The organism is Pseudomonas nitroreducens NBRC 12694 (assembly GCF_002091755.1).
Lineage (GTDB): Bacteria > Pseudomonadota > Gammaproteobacteria > Pseudomonadales > Pseudomonadaceae > Pseudomonas > Pseudomonas nitroreducens.
On the sequence record NZ_BDAI01000001.1, the window covers coordinates 95,785 to 118,258 of the forward strand.

At 65.9% G+C, this 22,474-nt stretch carries 20 protein-coding genes and 1 pseudogene; 13 read left to right on the top strand and 8 right to left on the bottom strand.

What is annotated here, in order from left to right; all coding sequences use genetic code 11:
* On the bottom strand, window positions 1-1,398 hold the full coding sequence (gene hemN / locus PNI01S_RS00455; protein ID WP_065085633.1) for an oxygen-independent coproporphyrinogen III oxidase: 1,398 nt from the start codon (window positions 1,396-1,398) through the stop codon (window positions 1-3).
* 155 nt (window positions 1,399-1,553) lie between these two features.
* The gene (locus PNI01S_RS00460) at window positions 1,554-1,817 is read right to left on the bottom strand and encodes a hypothetical protein (protein ID WP_037015552.1); all 264 of its coding nucleotides are present in this window, start codon (window positions 1,815-1,817) and stop codon (window positions 1,554-1,556) included.
* A 216-nt stretch (window positions 1,818-2,033) separates the two neighbouring features.
* On the opposite strand from PNI01S_RS00460, the pseudogene PNI01S_RS00465 reads away from it, so the two are divergent.
* Window positions 2,034-3,214: pseudogene (locus PNI01S_RS00465) on the top strand (GGDEF domain-containing protein).
* Between the two features lie 67 nt (window positions 3,215-3,281).
* Here the strand turns inward: PNI01S_RS00465 and aguA are convergent.
* Both aguA and PNI01S_RS00475 read right to left on the bottom strand, forming a co-directional pair.
* A complete protein-coding gene (aguA, locus tag PNI01S_RS00470) occupies window positions 3,282-4,397 on the bottom strand; it encodes an agmatine deiminase (protein ID WP_084357184.1) in 1,116 nt (371 codons plus the stop codon).
* A gap of 218 nt (window positions 4,398-4,615) precedes the next feature.
* On the bottom strand, window positions 4,616-5,503 hold the full coding sequence (locus tag PNI01S_RS00475; protein ID WP_054908564.1) for a LysR substrate-binding domain-containing protein: 888 nt from the start codon (window positions 5,501-5,503) through the stop codon (window positions 4,616-4,618).
* Between the two features lie 798 nt (window positions 5,504-6,301).
* Between PNI01S_RS00475 and PNI01S_RS00485 the strand changes: the two genes are divergently transcribed.
* Window positions 6,302-8,224 (top strand): alkyl/aryl-sulfatase, encoded by a 1,923-nt coding sequence (locus PNI01S_RS00485; protein WP_256576488.1) that lies wholly within the window; start codon window positions 6,302-6,304, stop codon window positions 8,222-8,224.
* A 199-nt stretch (window positions 8,225-8,423) separates the two neighbouring features.
* A complete protein-coding gene (locus PNI01S_RS00490) occupies window positions 8,424-9,893 on the top strand; it encodes a sensor domain-containing diguanylate cyclase (protein WP_159457337.1) in 1,470 nt (489 codons plus the stop codon).
* Here PNI01S_RS00490 and PNI01S_RS00495 read toward each other — a convergent pair.
* Complete coding sequence (locus PNI01S_RS00495) at window positions 9,890-10,516, bottom strand: methylthioribulose 1-phosphate dehydratase (protein ID WP_084357186.1); 627 nt, start codon at window positions 10,514-10,516, stop codon at window positions 9,890-9,892. The genes PNI01S_RS00490 and PNI01S_RS00495 overlap by 4 nt on opposite strands.
* Before the next feature lie 289 nt (window positions 10,517-10,805).
* Here PNI01S_RS00495 and PNI01S_RS00500 point away from each other — a divergent pair, with 289 nt between their 5' ends.
* The 8 genes from PNI01S_RS00500 (at window position 10,806) to PNI01S_RS00530 (ending at window position 18,288) form a co-directional block, all read left to right on the top strand.
* Window positions 10,806-11,726: an ABC transporter substrate-binding protein gene (locus PNI01S_RS00500; RefSeq protein WP_084357187.1), complete on the top strand. Its 921-nt coding sequence runs from the start codon at window positions 10,806-10,808 to the stop codon at window positions 11,724-11,726.
* A complete protein-coding gene (locus PNI01S_RS00505; protein WP_084357188.1) occupies window positions 11,723-12,868 on the top strand; it encodes a phosphotransferase enzyme family protein in 1,146 nt (381 codons plus the stop codon). Before PNI01S_RS00500 ends, PNI01S_RS00505 begins: the two co-directional genes overlap by 4 nt.
* A gap of 1 nt (window position 12,869) precedes the next feature.
* Window positions 12,870-13,745, top strand: a complete 876-nt coding sequence (locus PNI01S_RS00510; RefSeq protein WP_084357189.1) for a sulfurtransferase — start codon at window positions 12,870-12,872, stop codon at window positions 13,743-13,745.
* A gap of 112 nt (window positions 13,746-13,857) precedes the next feature.
* Entirely contained in the window at window positions 13,858-16,029 is a 2,172-nt protein-coding gene (locus PNI01S_RS00515; RefSeq protein WP_084357190.1) for a TonB-dependent siderophore receptor, read from the top strand.
* Window positions 16,030-16,040: 11 nt separating this feature from the next.
* Window positions 16,041-16,634, top strand: a complete 594-nt coding sequence (gene pnuC / locus PNI01S_RS00520) for a nicotinamide riboside transporter PnuC (RefSeq protein ID WP_084357191.1) — start codon at window positions 16,041-16,043, stop codon at window positions 16,632-16,634.
* Between the two features lie 8 nt (window positions 16,635-16,642).
* On the top strand, window positions 16,643-17,389 hold the full coding sequence (locus PNI01S_RS00525; RefSeq protein ID WP_024763740.1) for a UTRA domain-containing protein: 747 nt from the start codon (window positions 16,643-16,645) through the stop codon (window positions 17,387-17,389).
* Window positions 17,390-17,494: 105 nt separating this feature from the next.
* Window positions 17,495-17,656 (top strand): hypothetical protein, encoded by a 162-nt coding sequence (locus PNI01S_RS28480; RefSeq protein ID WP_089285704.1) that lies wholly within the window; start codon window positions 17,495-17,497, stop codon window positions 17,654-17,656.
* 35 nt (window positions 17,657-17,691) lie between these two features.
* Window positions 17,692-18,288: a helix-turn-helix domain-containing protein gene (locus tag PNI01S_RS00530; protein WP_089285735.1), complete on the top strand. Its 597-nt coding sequence runs from the start codon at window positions 17,692-17,694 to the stop codon at window positions 18,286-18,288.
* Between the two features lie 67 nt (window positions 18,289-18,355).
* Here the strand turns inward: PNI01S_RS00530 and PNI01S_RS00535 are convergent, their stop codons facing one another.
* Entirely contained in the window at window positions 18,356-18,871 is a 516-nt protein-coding gene (locus PNI01S_RS00535) for a hypothetical protein (RefSeq protein WP_084357192.1), read from the bottom strand.
* A gap of 438 nt (window positions 18,872-19,309) precedes the next feature.
* On the opposite strand from PNI01S_RS00535, the gene PNI01S_RS00540 reads away from it, so the two are divergent.
* Both PNI01S_RS00540 and speE read left to right on the top strand, forming a co-directional pair.
* Entirely contained in the window at window positions 19,310-19,768 is a 459-nt protein-coding gene (locus PNI01S_RS00540) for a DUF3574 domain-containing protein (RefSeq protein WP_054908546.1), read from the top strand.
* The gene (speE, locus tag PNI01S_RS00545; RefSeq protein ID WP_084357193.1) at window positions 19,768-20,634 is read left to right on the top strand and encodes a polyamine aminopropyltransferase; all 867 of its coding nucleotides are present in this window, start codon (window positions 19,768-19,770) and stop codon (window positions 20,632-20,634) included. The genes PNI01S_RS00540 and speE overlap by 1 nt, the downstream gene beginning before the upstream one ends.
* Here the strand turns inward: speE and PNI01S_RS00550 are convergent.
* Together PNI01S_RS00550 and PNI01S_RS00555 are read right to left on the bottom strand one after the other, a co-directional pair.
* Window positions 20,619-21,077, bottom strand: a complete 459-nt coding sequence (locus PNI01S_RS00550; protein WP_084357194.1) for a DUF3574 domain-containing protein — start codon at window positions 21,075-21,077, stop codon at window positions 20,619-20,621. The genes speE and PNI01S_RS00550 overlap by 16 nt on opposite strands.
* Window positions 21,077-22,453, bottom strand: a complete 1,377-nt coding sequence (locus PNI01S_RS00555; protein ID WP_038803643.1) for an APC family permease — start codon at window positions 22,451-22,453, stop codon at window positions 21,077-21,079. The genes PNI01S_RS00550 and PNI01S_RS00555 overlap by 1 nt, the downstream gene beginning before the upstream one ends.
* Window positions 22,454-22,474: the final 21 nt, after the last annotated feature.

A 22,474-nucleotide genomic window follows, 5' to 3' on the forward strand; every position in this document is an offset into this window, starting at 1 on the left:
TCAGATGGTGCGCGAGAAGCGCGCCTGCTGCCCACCGCCCAGGTAGGCATCGAAGGCCATGGCCACGCTGCGCATCATCAGTTGCCCCTGGGGCAGCAGCACCAGCGCATCGTCGTGCAGTTCGACCAGGCCGTCGCCAACCTGCTCCTGCAACTGCCGCAACGCCCCTTCGAAGTACTCGTCAAAACGAATGCCATGGCTCTCCTCCAGCGGCGCGTAATCCACCCTGCCGTGGCACATCAGCGCGCTGATCACCTCGCGGCGCAGGCAGTCGTCGTCAGTCAGGCGGTAGCCCTTGTGCACCGGCAGCAGGCCCTGGTCGAGCCGCGCGTAATACTGCGACAGCTCCTTCACGTTCTGCCCGTAGGTATCGCCGACCTTGCTGATGGACGACACGCCCAGGGCGATGAGGTCACAGTCGGCGTGGGTCGAGTAACCCTGGAAGTTGCGCTGCAGGGTGCCGTTGTTGCGTGCGACCGTGAGCTCGTCGTCCGGCAGGGCAAAGTGGTCCATGCCGATATAGACGTAGCCCGCCTCGGTCAGCCGCTGGATGGTCAGTTCCAGCAACTCCAGCTTGCGCTCGGGTGGCGGCATGTCCTCGCGGCGGATCAGCCGTTGCGCGCGCACCCGCTCCGGGAGATGGGCATAGCTGTAGGCGGCGATGCGGTCCGGGCGCAGGGCGATGATCTTGCTCAGCGTGGTGTCGAAACTCTCCACCGTTTGCAGCGGCAGGCCGTAGATCAGGTCCACCGACACCGACTTGAAACGCGCCTCGCGGGCCGCCTGTACCAGGTCGAAGACCTGCTGCTCGCTCTGCACGCGGTTGACCGCCTGCTGCACCTGCTCGTCGAAATCCTGCACGCCGAAACTCAGGCGGTTGAAGCCCTGGGCGCGCAGCTCGGCGATGCGTTCGCGGCTGATGGTGCGCGGGTCGACTTCGATGGAGAACTCGTGGGCATCGCTCTCGTCGAGGTTGAAATGCTCGCGCAGGCTGTCCATTACCTCGCCCAGCTGCTCGCTGGTCAGGTAGGTCGGCGTACCGCCGCCCAGATGCAGCTGGGTGAGCTTGCGCGACCCGTCGAACAGCGCCGCCTGCAGGGCGATCTCGCGCTTGAGGTACTCCAGGTACTCCACGGCGCGGTGGGTCTTCTGGGTGATGATCTTGTTGCAGGCGCAGTAGTAGCAGAGGCTCTTGCAGAACGGGATGTGGATGTACACCGAGAGCGGCTTGGCCGCCCCCTCGTTGCCGCGCTGGTTGCTGCGCTGGGCGGCCGCCCGGTAGTCGTCGGCGGCGAAGGCGCCATGGAACTGCGGCGCGGTGGGATAGGAGGTATAGCGCGGGCCGGGACGGTCGTACTTCTCCACCAGCGCGCGGTTGAAACTCATCGATTCGGGCATGACACGGGCTCCTGAGGCGCTGGCAGTCTGACGCTGCGAGTCGCGCGGCAACCTTACACCTGCCCGCGGGAGCGCTCCCTGCGCAGGATCAAGACTTCCATCCAGTCAGGCATATCGCAGCAATCTCACGCCAGTATCCGACCGCTGGCGCAGAATCAGGAGCCGTCGCGGCGGATGGTCGAGAGGAAACTCGTGGGAATCGACATCAGCAGGATGTAGGCCGACACCACCAGCATCAACCCGCCACTGCCCAGCAGCAGGTAGCGGCGCTCCTTCACCACCGTCATGTCCAGCCCGCCGGAGAAGAGGATCCATCCCAGCCCCGCCAGGGCCACGGTGAACAGGATCGCAATCAGGTAGCTGGCGGCGACGATCAGGAACCAGAGCGGACTCCAGCGCCGGCGTGTCGGCTTTTCCATGGTTTCGGGCCTCCAGCCCCACAGCGAATACTCACGAATCCGCACAGTCTGATGGCCAGTGGCCGCTTCGGCAATCCGACAAAAGCGGAAGAAGCGCTTTCCAGACGCGACAGAACGGTTGCAAACCCGACCGGAAGCACCCGGCCGACGTACCGGAGAACCAGCAAGGGCGCTTACAATCATGTTTTTTACCGCAAGTGCAGTACGGTTCAGGAAATGGCGCTCGATCCACCCACCATGTTGACTATTTCGGTCGCCCTAGCGGCGGCCGCAGCGCTGTATCTGGCCATCGAATGGCGCAGCGTGCGCGAACGCTCGCTGCTCTACTGGAGCGCAGGTTTCGCCACCATCACCCTCGGTTCCACCCTCGCGCTGCTGCGCATGAGTGGCTATCTGCTGGTCGGCATCTGGTTCGCCAACGGTCTGCTGGTGCTGGCGCACTGGTTCTTCCTCAGCGGGGTGGCGAAGTTCACCGAGGCACGGCTGTCACGGGGCTGGCTGCTTGTCCCACTGACCTGGATAGCGCTGCTGGCGCTGCCCGATGGCGGCCCGCTGTGGTCCAAGCTCATGCTGCTGGCCAACTCCTGGCTGGTCGCCCTGCTCTCCCTGCGCGCCAGCTACCTGTTGCGGCCCCACGGCAAGTCCCTGAGCGTGGGCGCGGTGCAGCTGCGCTACGTGATGCTGGTGCATGGCGCCTTCTACCTGGCCAAGGGCGCGACCGTGATCATCCCCGGCACGCTGATCGACCTCGCCGCCTTCCGTGGCGAGATCATCCAGATCTCCCTGGTCGAGGGCGCCATGGCGATCATGCTGATTGCCCTGTCGATGACCGGCACCGAACGCTACCGCCGCGAAAAGCGCATCGCCCGCCTCGCCGCGCGTGACCCGCTGACCGCCCTGTACAACCGCCGTGCCCTGGAAATGCGCGCGCCCCGCGTGTTCGAGGAGATCTCCCCCGAAGCCCCGGCGCGCTGCTGCTGATCGACATCGACAACTTCAAGCAGGTCAACGACCTGCACGGGCACACCGCCGGCGATCGCCTGCTGGTGGCGCTCAGCGAGATGATCCGCGCGGCACTGCCCGAGCGGGCCGTGGCGGCGCGCCTGGGTGGCGACGAGTTCGTCATTCTGCTGAGCAATGTCGGCGGCGAGCAGGTGATGGCGCTGGCCAACAAGTTGCGCGAGCAGTTCCAGGCCACTGCCACGCAGAATTTTGCCACGCCCCAGGCGGTCACCCTGAGCATCGGCGCCAACCTGTTCGACCAGCCGCCGGCCAGCCTCGCCGCGCTGATCGAGCAAGGCGACGCCGCGCTCTATGAATCCAAGCGCGGCGGCCGCGACAGCATCCGCCTGATGGACCGCACCCTGGCTGGCGGCGATCCGCTGCGGCTGGGCTGATGTTCGGAGCAGGATGAGCCCCTAGCGCCACAGCTGCGCAAGCACTGTGGCGTTCCCCTGAAACGACTCAGCTGCGACGCGCCGGCGCCGCGTACTGGGGCATAGTGATGCAGCCGATGTTGCCGCCGCCCAGGAGGATTTCCCGCGAGTTGTCGATGCCGATCACACGCTTCTCCGGGAACAGCTCGGCCAGCACGCCCTGGGCAATGCGGTCGTTGGGGTCATTGAAGAACGGCATGACGATGGCGGAATTGCCGGTATAGAAGTTGATGTAGGAGGCGCAGATCTTCGTGCCTTCCTGGCGATCAAAACTGCCATCGACCTGGTCCAGCCCCTCGGCTTCGGCAGCGGTCCACTCCAGCACCCGCGGCTGCGGCAGCTTGTGCACCTCCAGCGCATTGCCGCGGGCATCGCGCGCACTGCGCAGCACGTCGTAGGCCTCCTGATAAATCTCCCATTGCGGGTCGTCGCGGTCGTCGGTCCACTGCATCACCACCACGCCGGGCCGCACGAAGCAGGCAAGATCGTCGACGTGGCCGTCGGTTTCGTCGAACTTGCAGCCACGGGGCAGCCAGATCACCTGCTCGGCGCCCAGGTAGTCGCAGAGACGGCGGGTGACTTCCTCCTTGCCCAGGTGGGCATTGCGGTTGCGGTTGAGCAAGCACTGCTCGGTGGTCAGCAGGGTGCCCTGACCGTCACTGCGGATGCTGCCCATCTCGGCGATGATCGACGCGCGATAACGGTCGAAGCCTTCGATCTCGAGGATCTTCTGCGCGATCTGGTCGTCCTTGTCCCAGGGGTAGTAGAGGCCGCCGTCGAGACCACCGTAGGCGTTGAACTGGAAGTCCACGCCACGCATCTCGCCGGTTTCGTCATTCACCAGGAAGGCCGGACCGCTGTCGCGGAACCAGGTGTCGTTGCAGGTCATTTCCACCACCCGCACCTGCTCGGGCAGCATGCGCCGGGCGTTGGCGTATTGCGCGGCGGAAGCGCAGACGGTGACCGGCTCGCTGCTGGCGATGGCCGTCACCACCTCGACCCAGATCTTCTGCGCCGGCTTGCCGCCGTTGCGCCAGACGTCCGGCCGCTCCGGCCAGCCCAGCCAGCAGCGGGCCTTGGGTTCGAATTCACCGGGCAGGCGGAAGCCGTCTGCCTTGGGCATTGTCGAGTGGGTACGGGACATCGTGACGCTCCGGAGTCAGGGAGGGGAATGGCCCAAGGTTGCCGGCCCGGAACGGCGGACACCATTGATGAATTTCGCGGAATACCTGAACTGGATTCATCATTCATCTCCACAAACGATGAATTTCCATGCGACGTGGGAGTGGACTTCGTCCGCGACCGGCCACGCTTCACGCCGAATCGCAGACAGCGTCCGCCCCTACGCGATCCCCACCCGCATCAGCTATCAACCAGTTGATCGGTAAACCACTCGATGAAGTCCGCCACCGCCGGCTTTTCCAGACGCAAACGCTCGCAGACCAGGGCGTACTGCCCCAGGGAGGTGATCTGCGCGGCGAAGGGCCGGACCAGCCGGCCGCTGGCCAGGTCCTCGGCGCTGGTGAGGTTGTCGCCGATGGCCACGCCCTGCCCGCGCACCGCCGCCTCCATGGTCAGCCCGGCGTGGCCGAGGTAGACGTGCCGGCTGGGGCGGATGTCGCTGGCATGGGTGGTCAGCCAGGCAGTCCAGGATTTGCCGTCCTGGTCGTCGTGCAGCAGGCAATGCCGCGCCAGGTCACGCGGATGCTTGAGCGGCGACTGGTTGAACAGGCTGGGGCTGCACACCGGGAAGAACTGCAGGGTAGGCAACGGCCGCACGAAATAGCTGCTCGCGTCTGCCGGGCCGGTACCGTAGGTGATCGCCAGGTCGATCTCCGCGGCTGGCCCCGCTGCCTCCAGCGGCTGTTCGTGCAGGTGCAGGACGATCTCCGGGTAGCGTTCGGCGAAATCCGCCAGCCTGCCCACCAGCCACTTCTGCGCCAGCTCGACCGTCACCGCCACATGCAGCTGGGCCTGGGACCCGGGATCGCGCAGCTCATCGCACGCCGTGCCGATCAGCTCGAAGGCCTGTTGCAGGCTGTGCAGCAGGCGTCGCGCCTGGGGAGTGGGCTGCACCTGGCGACCCTGGCGCTCGAACAGCGTCGCCCCCAGCTGCTCTTCCAGCTGGCGAATCTGGTGGCTGACCGCACTGTCGGTGACGCACAGCTCGGCGGCGGCGCGGCCGAAGTGAGCGTGGCGGGCAGCGGACTCAAAGGTACGCAGGGCGGTAAGCGAAGGCAGGCGGCGCATGGGCGGAGCATCTTTTCGAAAAGGCGGCCGGCATGCTGACCGACACGCCGGGCCAGATGCAAGGCAGATCCTGCCGACACCTCGCGAAACGCCACCCGCGGCGGGAGTGATTCAATTCATGACGGCCGCCACTCCGCGAAAGCTCACTGCATTCCGCGAAACGTCGTCAACGCCGCGACCGCAGCCCGTTGCAACATGCAGATTGGATACGCTTCGTGCCCGCTGTTGTGTCGTGCAGGGCACATTGATCGCGTCTCGCAGCAAAAACCCGGTTGCATATCCCGTATCGCTATCTAGGCTCATCTGCACGCACGGATCCTGCCCGGAACTAGGCCCAGCTCTCTCCAGGCCGGATTCGCAACGAATGCCATTCAACTGCCCGCAGGCGGTGAATGCCCGTCAGGGACCGGCAGGGGATGCTCGATGACAGCATGCGTACCAGGCGCAAAGAGGATCGACCGCGCCAGTATTGCGACATCACTTTGTATCCTATTTCCGGCACGGTCGCCGCGACCGGCATCTGGATGGACCAGGCCAGGCGTGAAGGCGCGTGCCTTGCCAACGCCCCGGCATGCTGATGAGCGACCTGGCCCCCCTATGCAGCGCACATGAGGCCCCGAAACCCGATGCAGTGAACACCCAAAACTCGCTGGCAGTTACCTCGAAGGGTACAGCGCATCAAGCAAGAAGGAGCTTGAAATGAAACTGATCGCGCAATCTTCGAATGCAATGGATGGCCAGGGAGCTGCCAGGCTGTGGAAATTCAGCTCATCGTTCTTGTTGGCGGCGGCCATTTCCATGACCACCCAGGCCTGGGCCGCCGAACAGCCGAAACCGGCTACCGATGCCACCAAAGCCGCCAATGACGCGTTGCTCCAGGAGCTGCCGTTCAACGACAAGACCTCGTTCGAACTGGCTCACAAGGGATTCATCGCGCCCCTGCCCACCGAGCCGATCAAAGGCGAAAAGGGCAACATGATCTGGGACCCGGCCAAGTACAACTTCATCAAGGAAGGCGAAGCCGCGCCGGCCACCACCAACCCCAGCCTGTGGCGGCAATCGCAGCTGATCAACATCTCCGGCCTGTTCGAAGTCACCGACGGCATCTACCAGGTGCGCAACTACGACCTGTCGAACATGACCATCGTCGAAGGCAAGAGCGGCATCACCATCTTCGACCCGCTGATCTCCAGCGAGACCGCCAAGGCAGCGCTCGACCTCTACTACGCGCACCGGCCGAAAAAACCAGTGGTCGCGGTGATCTACACCCACAGCCACGTCGACCACTACGGCGGCGTGCGCGGCGTGGTCGACGAGAAGGATGTGAAGGCCGGCAAGGTGAAGATCTACGCGCCGCTGGGCTTCCTCGAACACGCCGTGGCGGAGAACGTCATGGCCGGCACCGCGATGAGCCGCCGCGCCAGCTACATGTACGGCAACCTGCTGCCGCCCAGCGAAACCGGCCAGCTCGGCGCCGGCCTGGGCACCACCACCTCGGCCGGCACCGTGACCCTGATCCCGCCGACCGACATCATCTCCAAGACCGGCGAGAAGCGCGTCATCGACGGCCTCACCTACGAGTTCCTCTACGCGCCGGGCAGCGAGGCGCCGGCCGAGATGATGTACTACATCAAGGAGAAGAAGGCCCTCAACACCGCCGAGGACTCCACCCACACCCTGCACAACACCTACTCACTGCGCGGCGCGAAGATCCGTGAGCCGCTGCCCTGGTCGAAGTACCTCAACGAGGCACTGAAGATGTGGGGCGACGACGTCCAGGTGATGTACGCCATGCACCACTGGCCGATCTGGGGCAACAAGGAAGTGCGCGACCAGCTTTCCTCGCAGCGCGACATGTACCGCTACATCAACGACGAGACCCTGCGCCTGGCCAACAAGGGCCTGACCATGACCGAGATCGCCGAGCAGGTGAAACTGCCCAAGGGCATCGCCGATCGCTTCTCCAACCGCGGCTACTACGGCTCGCTGAACCACAACGTCAAGGCCACCTACGTGCTCTACCTGGGCTGGTTCATCGGCAACCCCGCCACCCTTTGGGAACTGCCGCCCGAAGAGGAAGCCAAGCGCTACGTCGACATGATGGGCGGCGCCGACGCCGTGCTGAAGAAGGCCAAGGAGTACTACGACAAGGGTGACTTCCGCTGGGTGGCCGAGGTGGTCAACCACGTGGTCTTCGCCGACCCGAACAACCAGGCGGCGAAGAACCTGCAGGCCGATGCACTGGAACAGCTCGGCTACCAGGCCGAGAGCGGCCCATGGCGCAACTTCTACCTGACCGGCGCGCAGGAGTTGCGCAACGGCGTACAGAAGCTGCCGACCCCGGACACCGCCAGCCCCGATACCGTCAAGGCGATGGACCTGGACCTGTTCTTCGACTACCTGGCCATGCGCCTGAAGGGGCCTGAAGTCGCGGACAAGCACATCACCCTCAACTTCGACTTCACCGACCTGAAGCAGAAGTACATCCTGGAAATGGTCAACGGCGTGCTCAATCACACCGAAGGCGCGCAGGCGAAAGATGCCGACGCCACCATCACCCTGACCCGCGACACCTTGAACAAGCTGATGCTCAAGCAGACCACGCTGAAGGACGCGGAAGGCTCGGGCGAGCTCAAGGTGCAGGGCGACCAGGGCAAGCTGGACGAGCTGATGGGCTACATGGACAGCTTCGACTTCTGGTTCAACATCGTCACGCCGTGACCTGGCGGTAACCCACAGGCCAGCGGCAACCCCGCTGGCCTTTCTTCCATGGCCAAACCTGCAGGACTGGGCCATCGCGCTGATCCGGCGACACAAACCGATCCGCTACCGCCGGACAATCCGCCCGTTAGCTGCTATATGCCTTGAGGCACGCGCTGCGGCGCGGCCACTCTTCTTGCGCCTTCGTATGGATACCGGCATGCCGATCCACCGCTCCAGCACCCTCCTGGCCAGTAGCCTGGGCCTGACGGCCGCCATCAGCGCCCTGTCGCTCTGGGCCATCCTGGAGATGCGCCACGATGCGCTGGAAGTCGCCAGTGCCAATGGCCATAACATCGCCCTGCTGGTGCAGCGCGACATCCAGCGCAACCTCGACCTCTACGACATGACTTTGATGGCAGTGGTCCACGCCCATGCCCAGCCCGAAGTGCGTGCGCTCTCCGGCGAAGTGCGCGAGTCGCTGCTCAAGGACTACACCGCACCGACCCATGGCATGGGCTCGGTATTCATCACCAACGCCCAGGGCGTGGCCACCTTCAATTTCGGCAAGGAGATTCCGGGGCGCATCGATCTCTCCGGGCGCGAATACTTCCAGGCGCAGCGCGAGGCCAAAGGCAACCAGCTGTACATCGGCCACCCTTACATTCCCTACTCCAGCAACGCCCGCAGCAGCATCGCACTGAGCCGCCGACTGGAGCGCGAGGACGGCAGCTTCGCCGGAGTGGTCGGCGCCAACCTGGAGCTGAACTACTTCCGCGAACTGTTCAGCGGGCTGAACCTGGGCGAAGGCGGCACCGTCAGCCTGCACATGCGCGACGGCACCCTGCTGGCGCGCTGGCCCGATTCGCCGCCTGCCGGAACACTGGCCGGAGCCTTCGAACGCTACCTGGCCAGCGGCGAGGAAACCTTCTTCGATGTCGGTAGCGACGGCGAAACACGCTGGCATGACTTCCGCCCGGTGGAAGGCTACCCACTGGTGTTCAGCGTCGCCCTGCCGTCGGCGGAAATCTACGAGGACTGGTACTGGCGCGGCGGATTGATCGCCCTGCTGGGTCTTGCCCTGGATGGCACGGTGATCGGCCTGGCACTGATCGCCCTGCGCCAGATGCGCCAGCGCGACCGCAAGGAAGCCGAGTTGCAGATGGCGGCCAGCACCGATCCGCTGACCGGTCTGAACAACCGCCGCGCCTTCGACCTGCGCGCCGGCCACGAGTGGTCGCGTTACCAGCGCAGCGGTGCGGCACTGTCGGTAATGCTCATGGATATCGACAAGTTCAAGGCCTACAACGACCACTACGGCCACCCCGCCGGCGATGCGGCGCTCAGGACCGTGGCCCAGGTGATCGCCGAGTGGACCCGGCGCCCGAGCGATTGCGCGGCGCGCTTCGGTGGTGAGGAGTTCGTCATATTGCTGGGCGACAGCGACGAAGCCGACGCGTTGGCGCTGGCCGAACACATCCGCGCCAGCCTGCAGGAGCTCGCCGTTTTGCACGAGCACGGCCCGCGGGGAGTACTCACCCTGAGCATCGGCGTCGCCAGCACCTCGCGCTTCAGCCCGGTCAACTGGGCCGAACTGCTGCAATCTGCCGACAGCGCGCTGTACCAGGCAAAGAATGGCGGGCGCAACCGTGTGGTGGGCTTCCGCCCCGTCGAGGTCGAATCCTCCTAGCTGTGGGCGCCACGCAGGCTCAGCACCTTCAGCTCGCACTCGAACAGGAACTCGAACGCCTCCACCTGGCGCAGCGCATCGCTCATGCGTGCGCCCCAGGTGTACAGGCCATGCCCGCGAATCAGGTAGCCGGGGCAATCCGGGTGCGCATCCAGCCAGGGTTGCACTTTGGCCGCCAGGCGGGCGATGTCCTGGTCGTTGTCGAAGATGGGCACGATGACTCGGCCTTCGTGGGTGGTAACCCCGGAAAAGGCCTTCTGCAATTCGTAGTCTTCCAGCTCCAGGCGGTCGCCTGCGGTCAGGCGCGACAGCACGGTAGCGTTCACCGAGTGGGTGTGCAGCACCGCGCCGATCTCCGGGCGCCAGGCGTAGAGCTGCGTGTGCAGCAGGGTTTCCGCCGAGGGCTTCTTGCCCGGTTCGAGACTGTTGCCGGCCAGATCGGTCTCCAGCACATCGTCCTCGCCGAGCTGGCCCTTGTGCTTGCCCGAAACGGTCAGCAGCGCACGGTCGGCGGCCAGGCGCGCCGAGTAATTGCTGCTGGTGGCCGGCGACCAGCCACGACCGTAGAGGAAGCGGCCGGCGTCGATGATCTGCCGGGTGAGTTGCTGGCGGGTGTGGGTCATGCGAACGCCGGTGCTGTTGGAAGAGTCCGCCACTCTAGCCATGCTCACCTGCAGCTAGAAAATACCTTAATCGCATGAGGTCATAACTCGCGCACGCCCGCGCCAGAGCGATCCATCGCCGCGACGGCACTTGGCGCACAGCTATCTGCTCGCCGCCCGCTGCCAGGGAGTTATTATTCTCTAAGGTTATAAAAACCTGTGAAATTCATATTGGTATATACCAATTGTTCTACCTTGCAATACGCCCCATCGCAGTCATCGGCCGCTGGCCGTTTTGGAGAAAGGCTTCATGCTCGCCCTGAGGGTCATGCTCGAATACTTCCACCCCTGGCCCAATTCGGCCGGCTTCTACCTCGCCCGCGAACGCGGCTGGTACCGCGAGGCGGGGCTGGACGTGGAACTGGTGGTGCACGACCCCTACCACGGCGACACCCTCGACCACCTGATGCGCGGCGCCGCCGCGTTCGGCGTGTTCCCCAGCAATCGCCTGCTGGTGCGCCGTGAACTCGGCCAGCCACTGATCGGCGTGGCGGCGATCAACCATCGCGGCCTGGAATCGATACAGACCCTCACCGACAGCGGCATCCGTCGCCCCCGTGACCTGCAGGGCAAGCGCCTGGCGCTCAACCCGACGCCGCGCGGCCTGGCCATGGTGCGCCACCTGGTGAGCCAGGACGGCGGCGACCCCGATGCGGTGGAACTGGTGGACGCCGGCTTTCGCGAGCTGCGCCCCGAAGACCTGGCCGCCGGCCGGGCCGATGCCAGCTTCGGCGGCTACTGGGCCTGGGAAGCGCTGCTGCCAAGCCCCATCGCCGATGAGCGCCGCGTGGTGCTGCCGGTGGACGAGATCGGCGCCCCGCCCTACCACAGCTATCTGCTGGGCGCGCGCGAGGACTGGCTCGATGCCAACCCCGACATCGCGCGGCGTTTCCTCGCTGTCACCGCACGAGGTTTTCTCGCCGCAGCAGCGGAGCCAGAGGCCGCATTACCAGTCTACGAACGCACCATTCCCTACTTTCCCCACGCAATGCTGGCAGAATCCCTGCGGCGCATCGCGCCCAGCTGGCTGCATCAGGGCCACTGGGGCGAACAGCGCGAAGAACTGCTGCAGCCCTACGCCCAGTGGCTGCATGAATACGGCGTGCTGCGCGACCCGGAAGTCTGGCGCGGCGCCACCAGCAATGCCTGGCAAGTGGAGACCCCAGCATGACGAAACGCCTGAGCCACGGCATGGGCCTGGAACCGGTGGAAGCCGACTGGCCGGCGCTGACCGAAGCGGAGGTCGCCGCACTGCTGCAAGACTTCCCGCAGGCCGGTGGCGAAGTCCGCCTGACCTGGCACAGCCCGCGGCCATTCTCCGCCGCCGCATTGGTGGAAACCGCCAACGGCCCGCTGTTCGTCAAGCGCCATCACCCGAGCGTGCGCACGGCTGACTGGCTTGAGGAGGAGCACGCGCTCCTCGATCACCTGGCCCGCCACGGCGCGCCGGTCGCGCAGGTATTGCGGGATAGCCACGGCCGCAGCGCCATCGAACGGGACGGCTGGACCTATGAAGTCCACCAGAAGGCGGAAGGCCTCGACCTGTACCGCGACGCATTGTCCTGGACGCCGTTCCAGCACAATGCCCACGCCTTTGCGGCCGGCGCCGCACTGGCGAAACTGCACCGCGCTGCGGAAGGTTTCAATGCGCCTTCGCGCAGCGCCAGCGTACTGGTCAGCAACCTCAACCTGTTCGGCGCGCCGGACCCGTTGGCCGCCATCGAAGCGACCTTCGCCCAGGCACCCGCCCTCGCCGAGTACCTGCAAGCACGCCCCTGGAGGGAAACGCTCAGCGAACTGCACCTTCCGCGGCAACGGGAACTACTACCCTACCTGCAACGCCAGCCGGCACTCTGGACGCATAACGACTGGCATGCCTCCAACCTGTTGTGGAGCGAGGATAGCCCGCAGGCGCAGGTGGTCTCGGTGCTGGATTTCGGCCTGAGCGACCGCAGCTTCGCGCTGTTCGACCTGGCCACCGCCATCGAGCGCAATCTGGTGCCCTGGCTGGAGCTGGACCAGGGCCGCGCCGCCGTCGCCGACCTCGATGCACTGGACGCCCTGCTGCAGGGCTACGCCAGCGTGCGCCCGCTCGGCCGCGATGACCTGCTCGCCCTTGCCGCGCTGCTGCCGCTGGTGCACGCGGATTTCGCGCTGTCCGAGGTCATCTACTTCCACGGCATCCTCGGCTCGGCCGAGAGCGCTTCGCTGGCCTACGACAACTACCTGATCGGCCATACCCGCTGGTTCCTCGACGCCGAAGGCCAGCGCTTGCAGAACCATATCCGCCAACTGGCCGCGAAGGTGAAATGAGATGAGCGAACCTCTGGTCACCGCGCACTGGCTGGCCGCCGCGCTGGACAACCCTCGCCTGTGCCTGCTGGACGCCAGCGTGGAACTGGCGGCCCCCGAATTCGATGGCGACTACCGCGTAAAGAGCGGCCACGACGGCTGGCTCGCCGGGCACATCCGCGGCGCACGCCATGCCGACCTGCTGGACGAGCTGGCCGATCCGCAAGCCTCCTGCAGCTTCGCCCTGCCCGATCCACAAGTGGCGCAGGACGCCCTGCAGGCACTCGGGGTCGGCGACGACTCGCTGGTGGTGATCTATGACCGCAGCGACGGTTTCTGGGCTGCGCGCCTGTGGTGGATGTTGCGCAGCCTGGGCATTGATGCAGCCGTGCTGGATGGGGGCCTACGCGCCTGGATCGCCGCCGGATATTCGCTGGAGCAAGGCGAATCTTCCCAGACGGGAAACGCGATGCTGTCGGCCCCGGCGCAGTACCGGGACGGCTTCTGGATCGACCGCCACGACGTCGAGAAAGTCGTCGCGGGAGAGTCTCCTGGCACACTGGTCTGCGCCCTGTCCGCCGCCCTCTTCGACGGCAGCGCCGTCACCCGTTACGCGCGCCGTGGGCACATCCCCGGCAGCAGCAACCTGCCCGCGCGCAGCCTGTTCGACGACGACGGCCGCTACCGGCGCGGCGCGGCGCTGAGGGAAGCGCTCGCCGGGCTGCGCCAGGCCGAACCACCCTTGCTGCTGTACTGCGGCGGGGGCATCTCCGCCGCCGCCCTCGCCCTGGCGCTGACGCTCGCCGGGGAAACACGGGTCGCGATCTACGACGGCTCGCTGCAGGAGTGGGCCGCAGAGCCCTCGCTGCCATTGACCACCGGAGCAGCTCCGGCCTGACCGCCCGTTCGCGGGCACTCACGTTTCATATCCAAGGCCATCCGTTTCGCACGGGAGGGGCTCGGCCCCGTGCATTCCCGGCGCACGCCCCGGCGATTTTCAGGAGCGTTCCATGCAGTACCTGCCGCGCCCAGCGCGCACGCGATTTCCCCTCAGCCTGCTGACCCTGGCCGTGCTGCTGGCCAGCGGCCCCGGCCACGCCGAAGACGCCACGACCCTGGACACCGTGACGGTGATCGGCCACGACACCGAGAGCTACGCCAGCAGCCGCGCGTCGGTCGGCGGCTTCGGCGAGGCACCGTTGCTCGATACGCCCGCCGCCATCTCGGTGTTCAACCAGGCGCTGCTCAAGGACCAGCAGGCACGCCTGCTCAGCGATGTGCTGAAGAACGACGCCTCCACCGGCGAGGCCTACGCACCGGTGGGCTACTACGAGAACTTCGAGATCCGCGGCTACTCGCTCAACGCCGCCAGCAGCTACAAGATCAACGGCCGCACCATCACCGGCGAGCAGAACGTGGCGCTGGAGAACAAGGAGCAGGTCGAAGTGCTCAAGGGCTTGTCCGGCCTGCAGAGCGGCGTGTCCGAGCCCGGCGGAGTGATCAACTACGTCACCAAGCGCCCGCAGGACGTGGGCTCGGTGACGCTGGGCACCGACGATGAGGGTGGCCGCTACATCGCCACCGACGTCGGCGCCTGGCTGGATGACGAACAGACCGTCGGCGTGCGGGTCAACCTCGCCCACGACGACCTGCGCTCCTACATCGACCACACCGACGGCCAGCGCGACTTCGCCTCCCTGGCACTGGACTGGAACCTCTCGCCCAACGCCCTCTGGCAATTCGACGCCGAATACCAGAACCGTCGCCAGCCCTCGGCACCCGGCTACCAGTTGCTCGGCGGTACGCAGCTGCCCCACGACATCGACCCGCACGACCGCATCGGCTACCAGAGCTGGGCCGACCCGGTGCGCATCGAATCGCTGAACCTCAATACGCGCTTCGAGTACCGCTTCGACGACGCCTGGACCGGCACCTTAAGCGCCTCGCGCAGCCGCGTGGTGATCGACGACTACAGCGCCTTCCCCTGGGGCTGCTACGGCGCGGCCAGCTGCGCCGATTCCGCCGTGCCGAACTACTTCAGCCCAGAAGGCGACTACGACCTCTACGACTTCCGCAGCCCCGACGACACCCGCCGCAACGACGAACTGGAAGCCGCCCTGCACGGCCAGTTCGCCACCGGCTGGCTGCGCCACGAGCTGACCGTCGGCACCTCGGCCTTCCGCCGTGTGCTGGACAGCCGCCCGGAGCTCAACGAGTGGGTCGGCACCGGCAACATCTATACCGGCATCGGCGCCGTGGAGCCTTTCGACGGCGAGCCCGGCCACAGCTACCGCCACCTCGACAGCCGCCAGTACGGCCTGTTCGCCAGCGACCGCCTCTCCTTCAATGACCAATGGCAGGTCGTGCTGGGCGGGCGCCAGGTGCGCCTGGACGAGCGCACCTTCGACAGCGAGGGCGACACCACCCGGCATACCCGCCGCGCGGAGTTCCTGCCCAACGGCGCGGTGATCTTCAAGCCGCGTGCGGACATCTCCATCTACGGCAGCTACAGCAAGGGCCTGTCCCTGGGCGGCGAGGCACCCTGGTTTGCCAGCAACGCCGGCGACACCCTGGCGCCCACCTCCTCGCGCCAGGTGGAATTGGGCATCAAGCAGGAGCTGGCCGGCTTCGACTGGAGCGCCGCGCTGTTCCAGATCCACCAGGCCTACCAGTTCGCCCGGCCCAACGGCGACGGCAGCTTCACCTACGTGCAGCAGGGCCAGCAGAAGAACAGCGGGCTGGAGTTGTCCGCCAGTGGCCGGGTAACCTCCGCGCTGCAATTGAGCGGCAGCCTCGCGGCGATCCGTTCGCGGGTGGTGAACAGCGGCACGGACGATTACGAAGGCCACCAGGCGATCAATGTCCCGCGCCTGCGCGCGAGCCTGCAGGCGGACTACGCGCTGGCCGAAGTGCCGGGGCTTTCGCTGCTGGGCGCGGCGCGCTACAGCGGCGCCAAATATGCTGACCGCGATGGCGCAGTAGAAGTCGGCGGCTACACCGTGTATGACGCCGGCGCACGCTTCAGCACCCGCATCGGCGACTACCCGACCGTGCTGCGGCTGAGCGTCGACAACCTGTTCGACAGGCGCTACTGGCGCGATGTCGGTGAATATTTCGGCGACGGCTACCTGTTCCAGGGTGCGCCGCGCACGGCTCGCCTGACGGCGAGCGTCAACTTCTGAGGTAAGCGCGAATGTCTGCTCTGGAAATCATCGCGGTGATCGTCAACGTGCTCGGGGTCTGGCTCACCGCAAGGCGCATCCGCTGGTGCTGGCCGGTGAACGTGGTGGCGGTGCTGCTCTACGCCTGGATCTTCTTCAGCGTGAAGCTCTACTCCGACATGCTCCTGCAGCTGGTCTTCGTGGTGCTGCAGTTCTACGGCTGGTGGCAATGGAGCAAGGGCGGCAGCGACCACGGCAAGGTGCGTGTCGAACGCCTGCCCCTCTCCACCGCTATCACCAGTTGCCTGGCCGGTGCGGTGGGCGCCTTCGCCCTGGGCTGGGCGATGCACACCCACACCGACGCCGCCCTGCCCTGGATGGACGCCGCGCTGACCGCCTTCAGCCTGGTGGCGAGCTTCTGGACGGCGCGCAAATACGTCGCCAGCTGGTGGCTGTGGATCATCCTCGACGTTCTCTACACCGGGGTATTCCTCTACAAGGCGCTCTACCTCACCGCCGGGCTCTACGCCGGCTTCGTGGTGCTGGCGATCTACGGCCTGCTGGCCTGGCAACGCGAGCTGCATGACGAACCGCCCAGCGCTCCGGCACTGGCCGGCAACTCCTGAGGACCGCCATGCTCTACCAGGCCATCCCGCCGCACTACGCGCGTATCCGCGACCAGTTGGCCGCGGACATCGCCCAGGGGCGCTTCCTCGCCGGGCAGAAGCTGCCGCCCGAGCGCGACCTCGCCGAGCGCTTCGAATGCACCCGCGTGACCCTGCGCCAGGCCTTGCAACAGCTGGAAACCGAGGGTCTGATCTACCGCGAGAACCGCCGTGGCTGGTACCTCAGCCCGCCACGCATCGACTACGACCCGACGCGGCTGGTCAGCTTCATGGACTACGTGCGCCTGCAAGGCCGTGAGCCGATGACCGAATGCCTGAGCGCCGAACGCCGCCGCGCCGGCGCCTGGCTGGCCGCGCGGATGAACCTCCCCTCGCCGGACGAGCCCGTCTTCCGCCTGCACCGCCGCCGGCTGATCGACGGCCGCCCGGTGCTGGTGGAGATCAACACCCTGCTTGCCAGCTGGTGTCCCGACCTGCTCGACGCGCGCCTGGACCGCTCGCTGACCACCTTGCTGCGCGAGCGCTTCGGCAAGGTGCAGACGCGCTGCACGCTGAACCTGCGCCTGGGCACGGTCAACGACGATCACGCCGAACTGCTGCAACTGGCCTCCGGCGCCAGCAACCTGGTGCTGGAACGCCTGAACTACGCCGAGGACGGCCTGCTGGTGGAATTCGACCAGGAATTCTGGCGGCCGGATGCGGTGTCCGTCGCGGTCCAGGCGGATTTTCCGTCACGACCGCTTATAGCCGAATAAGTAATTAACAAATGCTAATTCAGTATTTCTGGTTCTAACAGAATCAACGCTAGGCTAGCTCCAACTCACCACTAACGGCTTGTCCCAAAGCCTTCTGGAGCCGCCATGGACCGCACCGACAACATCATCGACCTCGCCCGCCACCGCACGCGCCGTCAGGCACGCCGCCAGGCCGAGCTGATGTGGATGCTGTATGCCCAACGGGCCGGCTACGACGCCTTGCAGATCGTCCAGCAGAGCCGCGACAGCGGCCGCCGCGAGGCCTGATCGTGGGCCTGTCGCTTTCCACGGAGCTGCCGGCCGTGGAGTTCGACGCCACGCCCGGCACCACCGAAGACCCCATCGGCGAGCGGGTCGCCAGCAACCTGCTGCGCCTGCGCGCCAAGCGCAACCTCTCCCTCGATGGTCTGGCCCGCCTTTGCGGCGTGAGCCGCACCATGCTCGCGCAGATCGAGTCCGGCCGCAGCGTCCCGTCGATCAAGGTACTGTGCAAGATCGCCCAGGGCCTGAAAGTCTCGGTTGCCGCCTTCCTCGACGACCGCGCCTTCGACGGCGTGGCCGTGCTGCCCGCGCGCGACAGCAAACGCCTGGTCAGCGGCGACGGCGCCTTCGTCAGCCGCGCGCTGTTCCCCTTCGACGTCTCGCGCCAGGTGGAATTCTACGAACTGCGCCTCAAGGGCCTGGCCATCGAACACTCCACCGGCCATGCGCCGGGCACCCAGGAAAACCTGGTAGTCGCCCAGGGCGTGCTGGAAATCAGCGTCAACGAAGAACGCTTCCTCCTCGGCACCGGCGACTCCATCCTGTTCTACGCCGACCAGCCGCACAGCTACCGGAATCCGGCGGATAGCGAGGCCGTCGCCTACCTCGTCACCACCTACGCCGAACGGCTGGACTGATTCGCCAGGCAAAAGCAAAAGGCCCGGCGGACAACCCGCCGGGCCTTTCTCATTCAGCGCCCCGCAATCAGCAGGTGCAGCACATCATCGGCATGCCGTTGCAGCTCATCATCATCGGCATGCCGCACTCCATCATCTTGTTCATCAGCATGCAGCAGTTCTTCAGCATGTCCATGCTCATGCCCTGCATCGGCATCATCTTGCACATCATCATGTCGCCCTGCATGGAGCACTCCATCATGCACTTCATGGTCGGCATGCCCACGTTCATGCCCATCATCGGCATGGACATCATCGGGTTCATCATGCCCATCATCGGCATCATGGCCATGGCGGGCTGGGACATGCCCATCATCATCAGGTTGCCGCAGTGCATCATCATCGGCATGCCGCAGTTCATCATCATCGCCATCATCTCGGCGCTGTTGCGGAACATGGCCATTTCCATGCCCATGGCAGGCTTCATCTTGCACATCATGCCGTCATCGAGCATCTCGCACTCCATGGTCGCCATCATCATCGGCATGCCCATCATCGGCATCATGGCGTTGGTGTTCATCGGCATCTGCATGGCGTTCATCATGGTGGAGCTCCCTGAATCGATTGGAATGAAGTGCTGCGAATGGGGCCGATTCTAGAAAGGCGCGGCGACGGGACAAGATGGCGGGGAAACGGAGGTTTCTGGCGTGCTTTCTCGCGGTTCTGGTTCGATGATGGCGGCGGTGTTCGTCATGGTTTCAATTTCGACGTTTTAACGACTTTAAAAGAATCCTCGACGCGCATTTCAGCAACATGGATATCCCCTCCAGTGCTTAGCAAAGAACCGTAGTGAATATTGAATCTAACCAGCTCGCAAAAACTTCGCTTCGGACGGCTATCCGCGTCCTAGAGCGCTTCCATGGCAACTCATGAGTCTCAAATTCCGGCATATGAGAATGCGTTTTTAATATTTAAGGAAATAACAGACGAGCTTCTATAGTGGCGGTTTGATCCAACTGTCATCCCATCGCAAGGAAGTCCCATGCTCCGCCACCTGCTCGCCGCCAGCCTCGCCCTGGCGCTGTTCGGCTGCGCCACCCCACCCGCTCCTTCCGTCCATACCACCAACCCTTCCACCTCCACACTGCAGGGCGACCCCACGCGGCCGGCGCAGGCGCAGTGGCTGCGCACCGAGTTGTATTTCGCGCTGGGCCAGGAGGACGGCAAGGAGAAGATCAGCGAGCAGCGCTGGCGGCAGTTCCTCGACCAGGAGGTGACGCCGCGCTTCCCGGACGGCTTCACCGCCTATGACGCCTACGGCCAGTGGCGTGACCATGGCGCGCCGGCGCCGGAGCGCTTGAGCACCAAGGTGATCGTGATCCTGCATGAAGACAGCGCGGCGCGCGGCCAGGACATCGAGGCGATCCGCCTGGCGTGGAAGCGCATCACCGGCGACCTTTCCGTGCTGCGCCTGTCGCAACCGGCTCAGGTGTCCTTCTGATGAGCGAATTCCGCGAAACGCTGTACGAGGGTTACGCGCAGGCGCTGAGCGTCGATGAGCCGATCTACCAGGGCAACACTGGCCAACAGGCCGTGCAGGTATTCCGCAATCGACTCTTCGGCCGCGTGCTGACGCTGGATGGCGTGGTGCAGACCACAGAGGCCGACGAGTTCGTCTACCACGAGATGCTCGCCCATGTGCCGATCCTCGCCCATGGCGCAGTGCGCCGCGTGCTGGTGATCGGCGTGGGCGATGGCGGGATCCTGCGGGAGATCGTGCGGCATGCCGGCATCGAGGAAATCGTCGCGGTGGAGATCGACCCGCAGGTGGTCGAACTGTGCCGCGAGCTGCTGCCGAATCATTCGGCCGGTGCGCTGGACGACCCGCGCCTGCGATTGATCTACGCCGACGGCCTGGACTACCTCGCGCAGAGCCGGGAGAGTTTCGACCTGATCCTCTGCGATTCGACTGATCCGGGCGGCCCCGCGGCGAGCCTGTTCACCTCGGCGTTCTACCGCAACTGCCAGCAACGCCTCGGCGCCAGCGGCATCCTTGCCACGCAGAATGGCGTGCCCTTCCTCCAGCCCGAAGAGCTGGGCGGCACGGCGCGGAGGCTGGCGGACAACTTCGCCGACTGGGGTTTCTTCCATGCCGCGGTGCCGACCTACATCGGCGGCAGCATGGCCTTCGGCTGGGCGTCGAACAGCGAGAAGGTCCGCCGCACCGACCTGGAAACCCTGCGCCAGCGCTTTGCGAAAAGCGGCCTGGTGACCCGCTACTACACCCCCGAGGTACACCAGGCGGCATTCGCCCTGCCGCGCTACATGCTCGACCTGATCGAGGCCGGGCTTCAGCGCGACAGCTGAGGGTTGTCCAGGCGCTGCGGCGTCCAGTCCGGGTCGCGGGCGCGCACCGGGCTGCTGACCTGCAGCACCGCGGTGCCGAAGCGCTGCCTGAAGTCGGCACCGATCTGCGCCAGGGCCTGGCGGGTGTAGGGGTTGTCGGCGTGGATGAGGATCAGCATCCGCGACGGCAGCTTCTCCGGCCCGCCGCTGGGGCCGCGCCACTGGCCGTGCAGGTCGAGCCAGCTGAGGCCATCGGGGAAACGCGGCGTCACCTCGCGGGCGAGGAAATCCTCCCACTGCGACAGTTCCACCGCCTCCAGGTACAGCTCGGTGCGCAGCATGCGCCGGCCGCTGGCTTCGCCACCGCTGGCGCTATTGGCTGCCGGCTCGTTCAGCCACAGACCGATCAACGCCGCCAGCAGCACGACGATGGCGCCATTGCGCCACAAACGTTTCCTGCGCATCAGGCGCCCTCCTCCTGCCAGTTGGCAGACGACGCCGTGCGCGAACGCAGCAGCAGTTGCAGCACCGCGCCCAGCGCCAGTACCCCCACGCCGAGCAGCGCGCCCCAGCCGACAAAGGCGACGCTGGAATACAGCATGTACAGGCACACCGCGAGGAAGCCCAGCGGCAGCCACGGGTAGAGCGGCACCCGGATCGGCCGGGGCACTTCCGGGTGACGGCGGCGCAGGACGATCAGCGCCACGCTGCTCAGACTGAGGAACAGCCAGTACACCGGTGTCATGTACTCCACCATGGTGTTGAAGCCGTGGCCGCTCCAGCCGCCGACCGCGATCAGCAGCAGCGCCACCAGCCCCTCGGCCAGCAGTGCGGCGCGCGGTACGCCGTGGCGCACGTCCCAGCGGCCGAGCACGCGCAGCGCCGGCACATCGCTGGCGGCGGCGTAGGTGGTGCGGCTGCCGACGATCAACGTGGAGTTGATGCTGGCGACGGCGGACACCACCACCACTGCCATGATCAGGCCGATACCCGGCGCGCCGAAGGCCAGCCCGAGCAGCTCCAGCGCCGGCGCACCGCTGGCGGCGAGGCCATCGAAACCCAGGCCGCGAATGAACGCCCAGTTCAGCGCCAGATAGATCAGCAGCAGGGCCGCCAGCGCGCCGAGCATGGCAGTGAAGATGCCGCGGCGGTTGTCGCGCAGTTCTGCCGACAGCGTGGCCGCATCGCTCCAGCCACCGAAGGCGAGGAAGACGTAGATCAGCGCGGCGGAGAACCCGGCGACACCAACCTGCTCCGGCTCCACAGGCGCCACGGGTGACGGAACGAAGCCGCGCCACTGCAGCCACAGGCCGGCGCCGACGATCCCCAGGAAGCCGGCAGCGACCAGCACCACCAGGCCGGCCTGGGTGCCGAAGCTCACCCGCCAGCCGATGAGATTCAACGCCACCAGCGCGGCGACCAATCCACCGGCCAACAGCACGTTGCCCAGTTGCCCGAGGCCGAGCAAGGCGCTGAAGTGATCGGCGAAGAGGAACGCCATCAGCGCGATCCAGCCGGTATGCAGGATGGCGAAGCGCGACCAGGCGAACAGGAAGCCCACCCGCTGGCCGTAGGCGCGTTCAAGGAAGTGGTAGTCGCCACCGGGATGGGCGAAGGCCGAGGCCATCTCCACGTAGCACAGGGCGCCGACCATCGACAGCAGGCCGCCGAGAATCCACACCAGATAGAAGTGCTCCTGGCCGACGTTGAGCGCCACGGTGGGCGCGGTCTTGAGGATGTCGCTGGTGATCACCATGCCCAGCGTCAGCAGCAGCGCGTGGGCGGCGCCCAGGTGCCGGCGCGGGCCGGCTGGCTTGTCAGCGGCGAAGTTGTCAGCCATGAATCGGCTCCGGAAGTAGTA

Excerpts from the sequence above, each read along its gene's own strand:
- hemN (WP_065085633.1), bottom strand. The coding sequence starts at position 1,398 with ATGCCCGAATCGATGAGTTTCAACCGCGCGCTGGTGGAGAAGTACGAC.
- PNI01S_RS00460 (WP_037015552.1), bottom strand. The coding sequence starts at position 1,817 with ATGGAAAAGCCGACACGCCGGCGCTGGAGTCCGCTCTGGTTCCTGATC.
- aguA (WP_084357184.1), bottom strand. The coding sequence starts at position 4,397 with ATGTCCCGTACCCACTCGACAATGCCCAAGGCAGACGGCTTCCGCCTG.
- PNI01S_RS00475 (WP_054908564.1), bottom strand. The coding sequence starts at position 5,503 with ATGCGCCGCCTGCCTTCGCTTACCGCCCTGCGTACCTTTGAGTCCGCT.
- PNI01S_RS00485 (WP_256576488.1), top strand. The coding sequence starts at position 6,302 with ATGACCACCCAGGCCTGGGCCGCCGAACAGCCGAAACCGGCTACCGAT.
- PNI01S_RS00490 (WP_159457337.1), top strand. The coding sequence starts at position 8,424 with ATGCCGATCCACCGCTCCAGCACCCTCCTGGCCAGTAGCCTGGGCCTG.
- PNI01S_RS00495 (WP_084357186.1), bottom strand. The coding sequence starts at position 10,516 with ATGACCCACACCCGCCAGCAACTCACCCGGCAGATCATCGACGCCGGC.
- PNI01S_RS00500 (WP_084357187.1), top strand. The coding sequence starts at position 10,806 with ATGCTCGCCCTGAGGGTCATGCTCGAATACTTCCACCCCTGGCCCAAT.
- PNI01S_RS00505 (WP_084357188.1), top strand. The coding sequence starts at position 11,723 with ATGACGAAACGCCTGAGCCACGGCATGGGCCTGGAACCGGTGGAAGCC.
- PNI01S_RS00510 (WP_084357189.1), top strand. The coding sequence starts at position 12,870 with ATGAGCGAACCTCTGGTCACCGCGCACTGGCTGGCCGCCGCGCTGGAC.
- PNI01S_RS00515 (WP_084357190.1), top strand. The coding sequence starts at position 13,858 with ATGCAGTACCTGCCGCGCCCAGCGCGCACGCGATTTCCCCTCAGCCTG.
- pnuC (WP_084357191.1), top strand. The coding sequence starts at position 16,041 with ATGTCTGCTCTGGAAATCATCGCGGTGATCGTCAACGTGCTCGGGGTC.
- PNI01S_RS00525 (WP_024763740.1), top strand. The coding sequence starts at position 16,643 with ATGCTCTACCAGGCCATCCCGCCGCACTACGCGCGTATCCGCGACCAG.
- PNI01S_RS28480 (WP_089285704.1), top strand. The coding sequence starts at position 17,495 with ATGGACCGCACCGACAACATCATCGACCTCGCCCGCCACCGCACGCGC.
- PNI01S_RS00535 (WP_084357192.1), bottom strand. The coding sequence starts at position 18,871 with ATGATGAACGCCATGCAGATGCCGATGAACACCAACGCCATGATGCCG.
- PNI01S_RS00540 (WP_054908546.1), top strand. The coding sequence starts at position 19,310 with ATGCTCCGCCACCTGCTCGCCGCCAGCCTCGCCCTGGCGCTGTTCGGC.
- speE (WP_084357193.1), top strand. The coding sequence starts at position 19,768 with ATGAGCGAATTCCGCGAAACGCTGTACGAGGGTTACGCGCAGGCGCTG.
- PNI01S_RS00550 (WP_084357194.1), bottom strand. The coding sequence starts at position 21,077 with ATGCGCAGGAAACGTTTGTGGCGCAATGGCGCCATCGTCGTGCTGCTG.
- PNI01S_RS00555 (WP_038803643.1), bottom strand. The coding sequence starts at position 22,453 with ATGGCTGACAACTTCGCCGCTGACAAGCCAGCCGGCCCGCGCCGGCAC.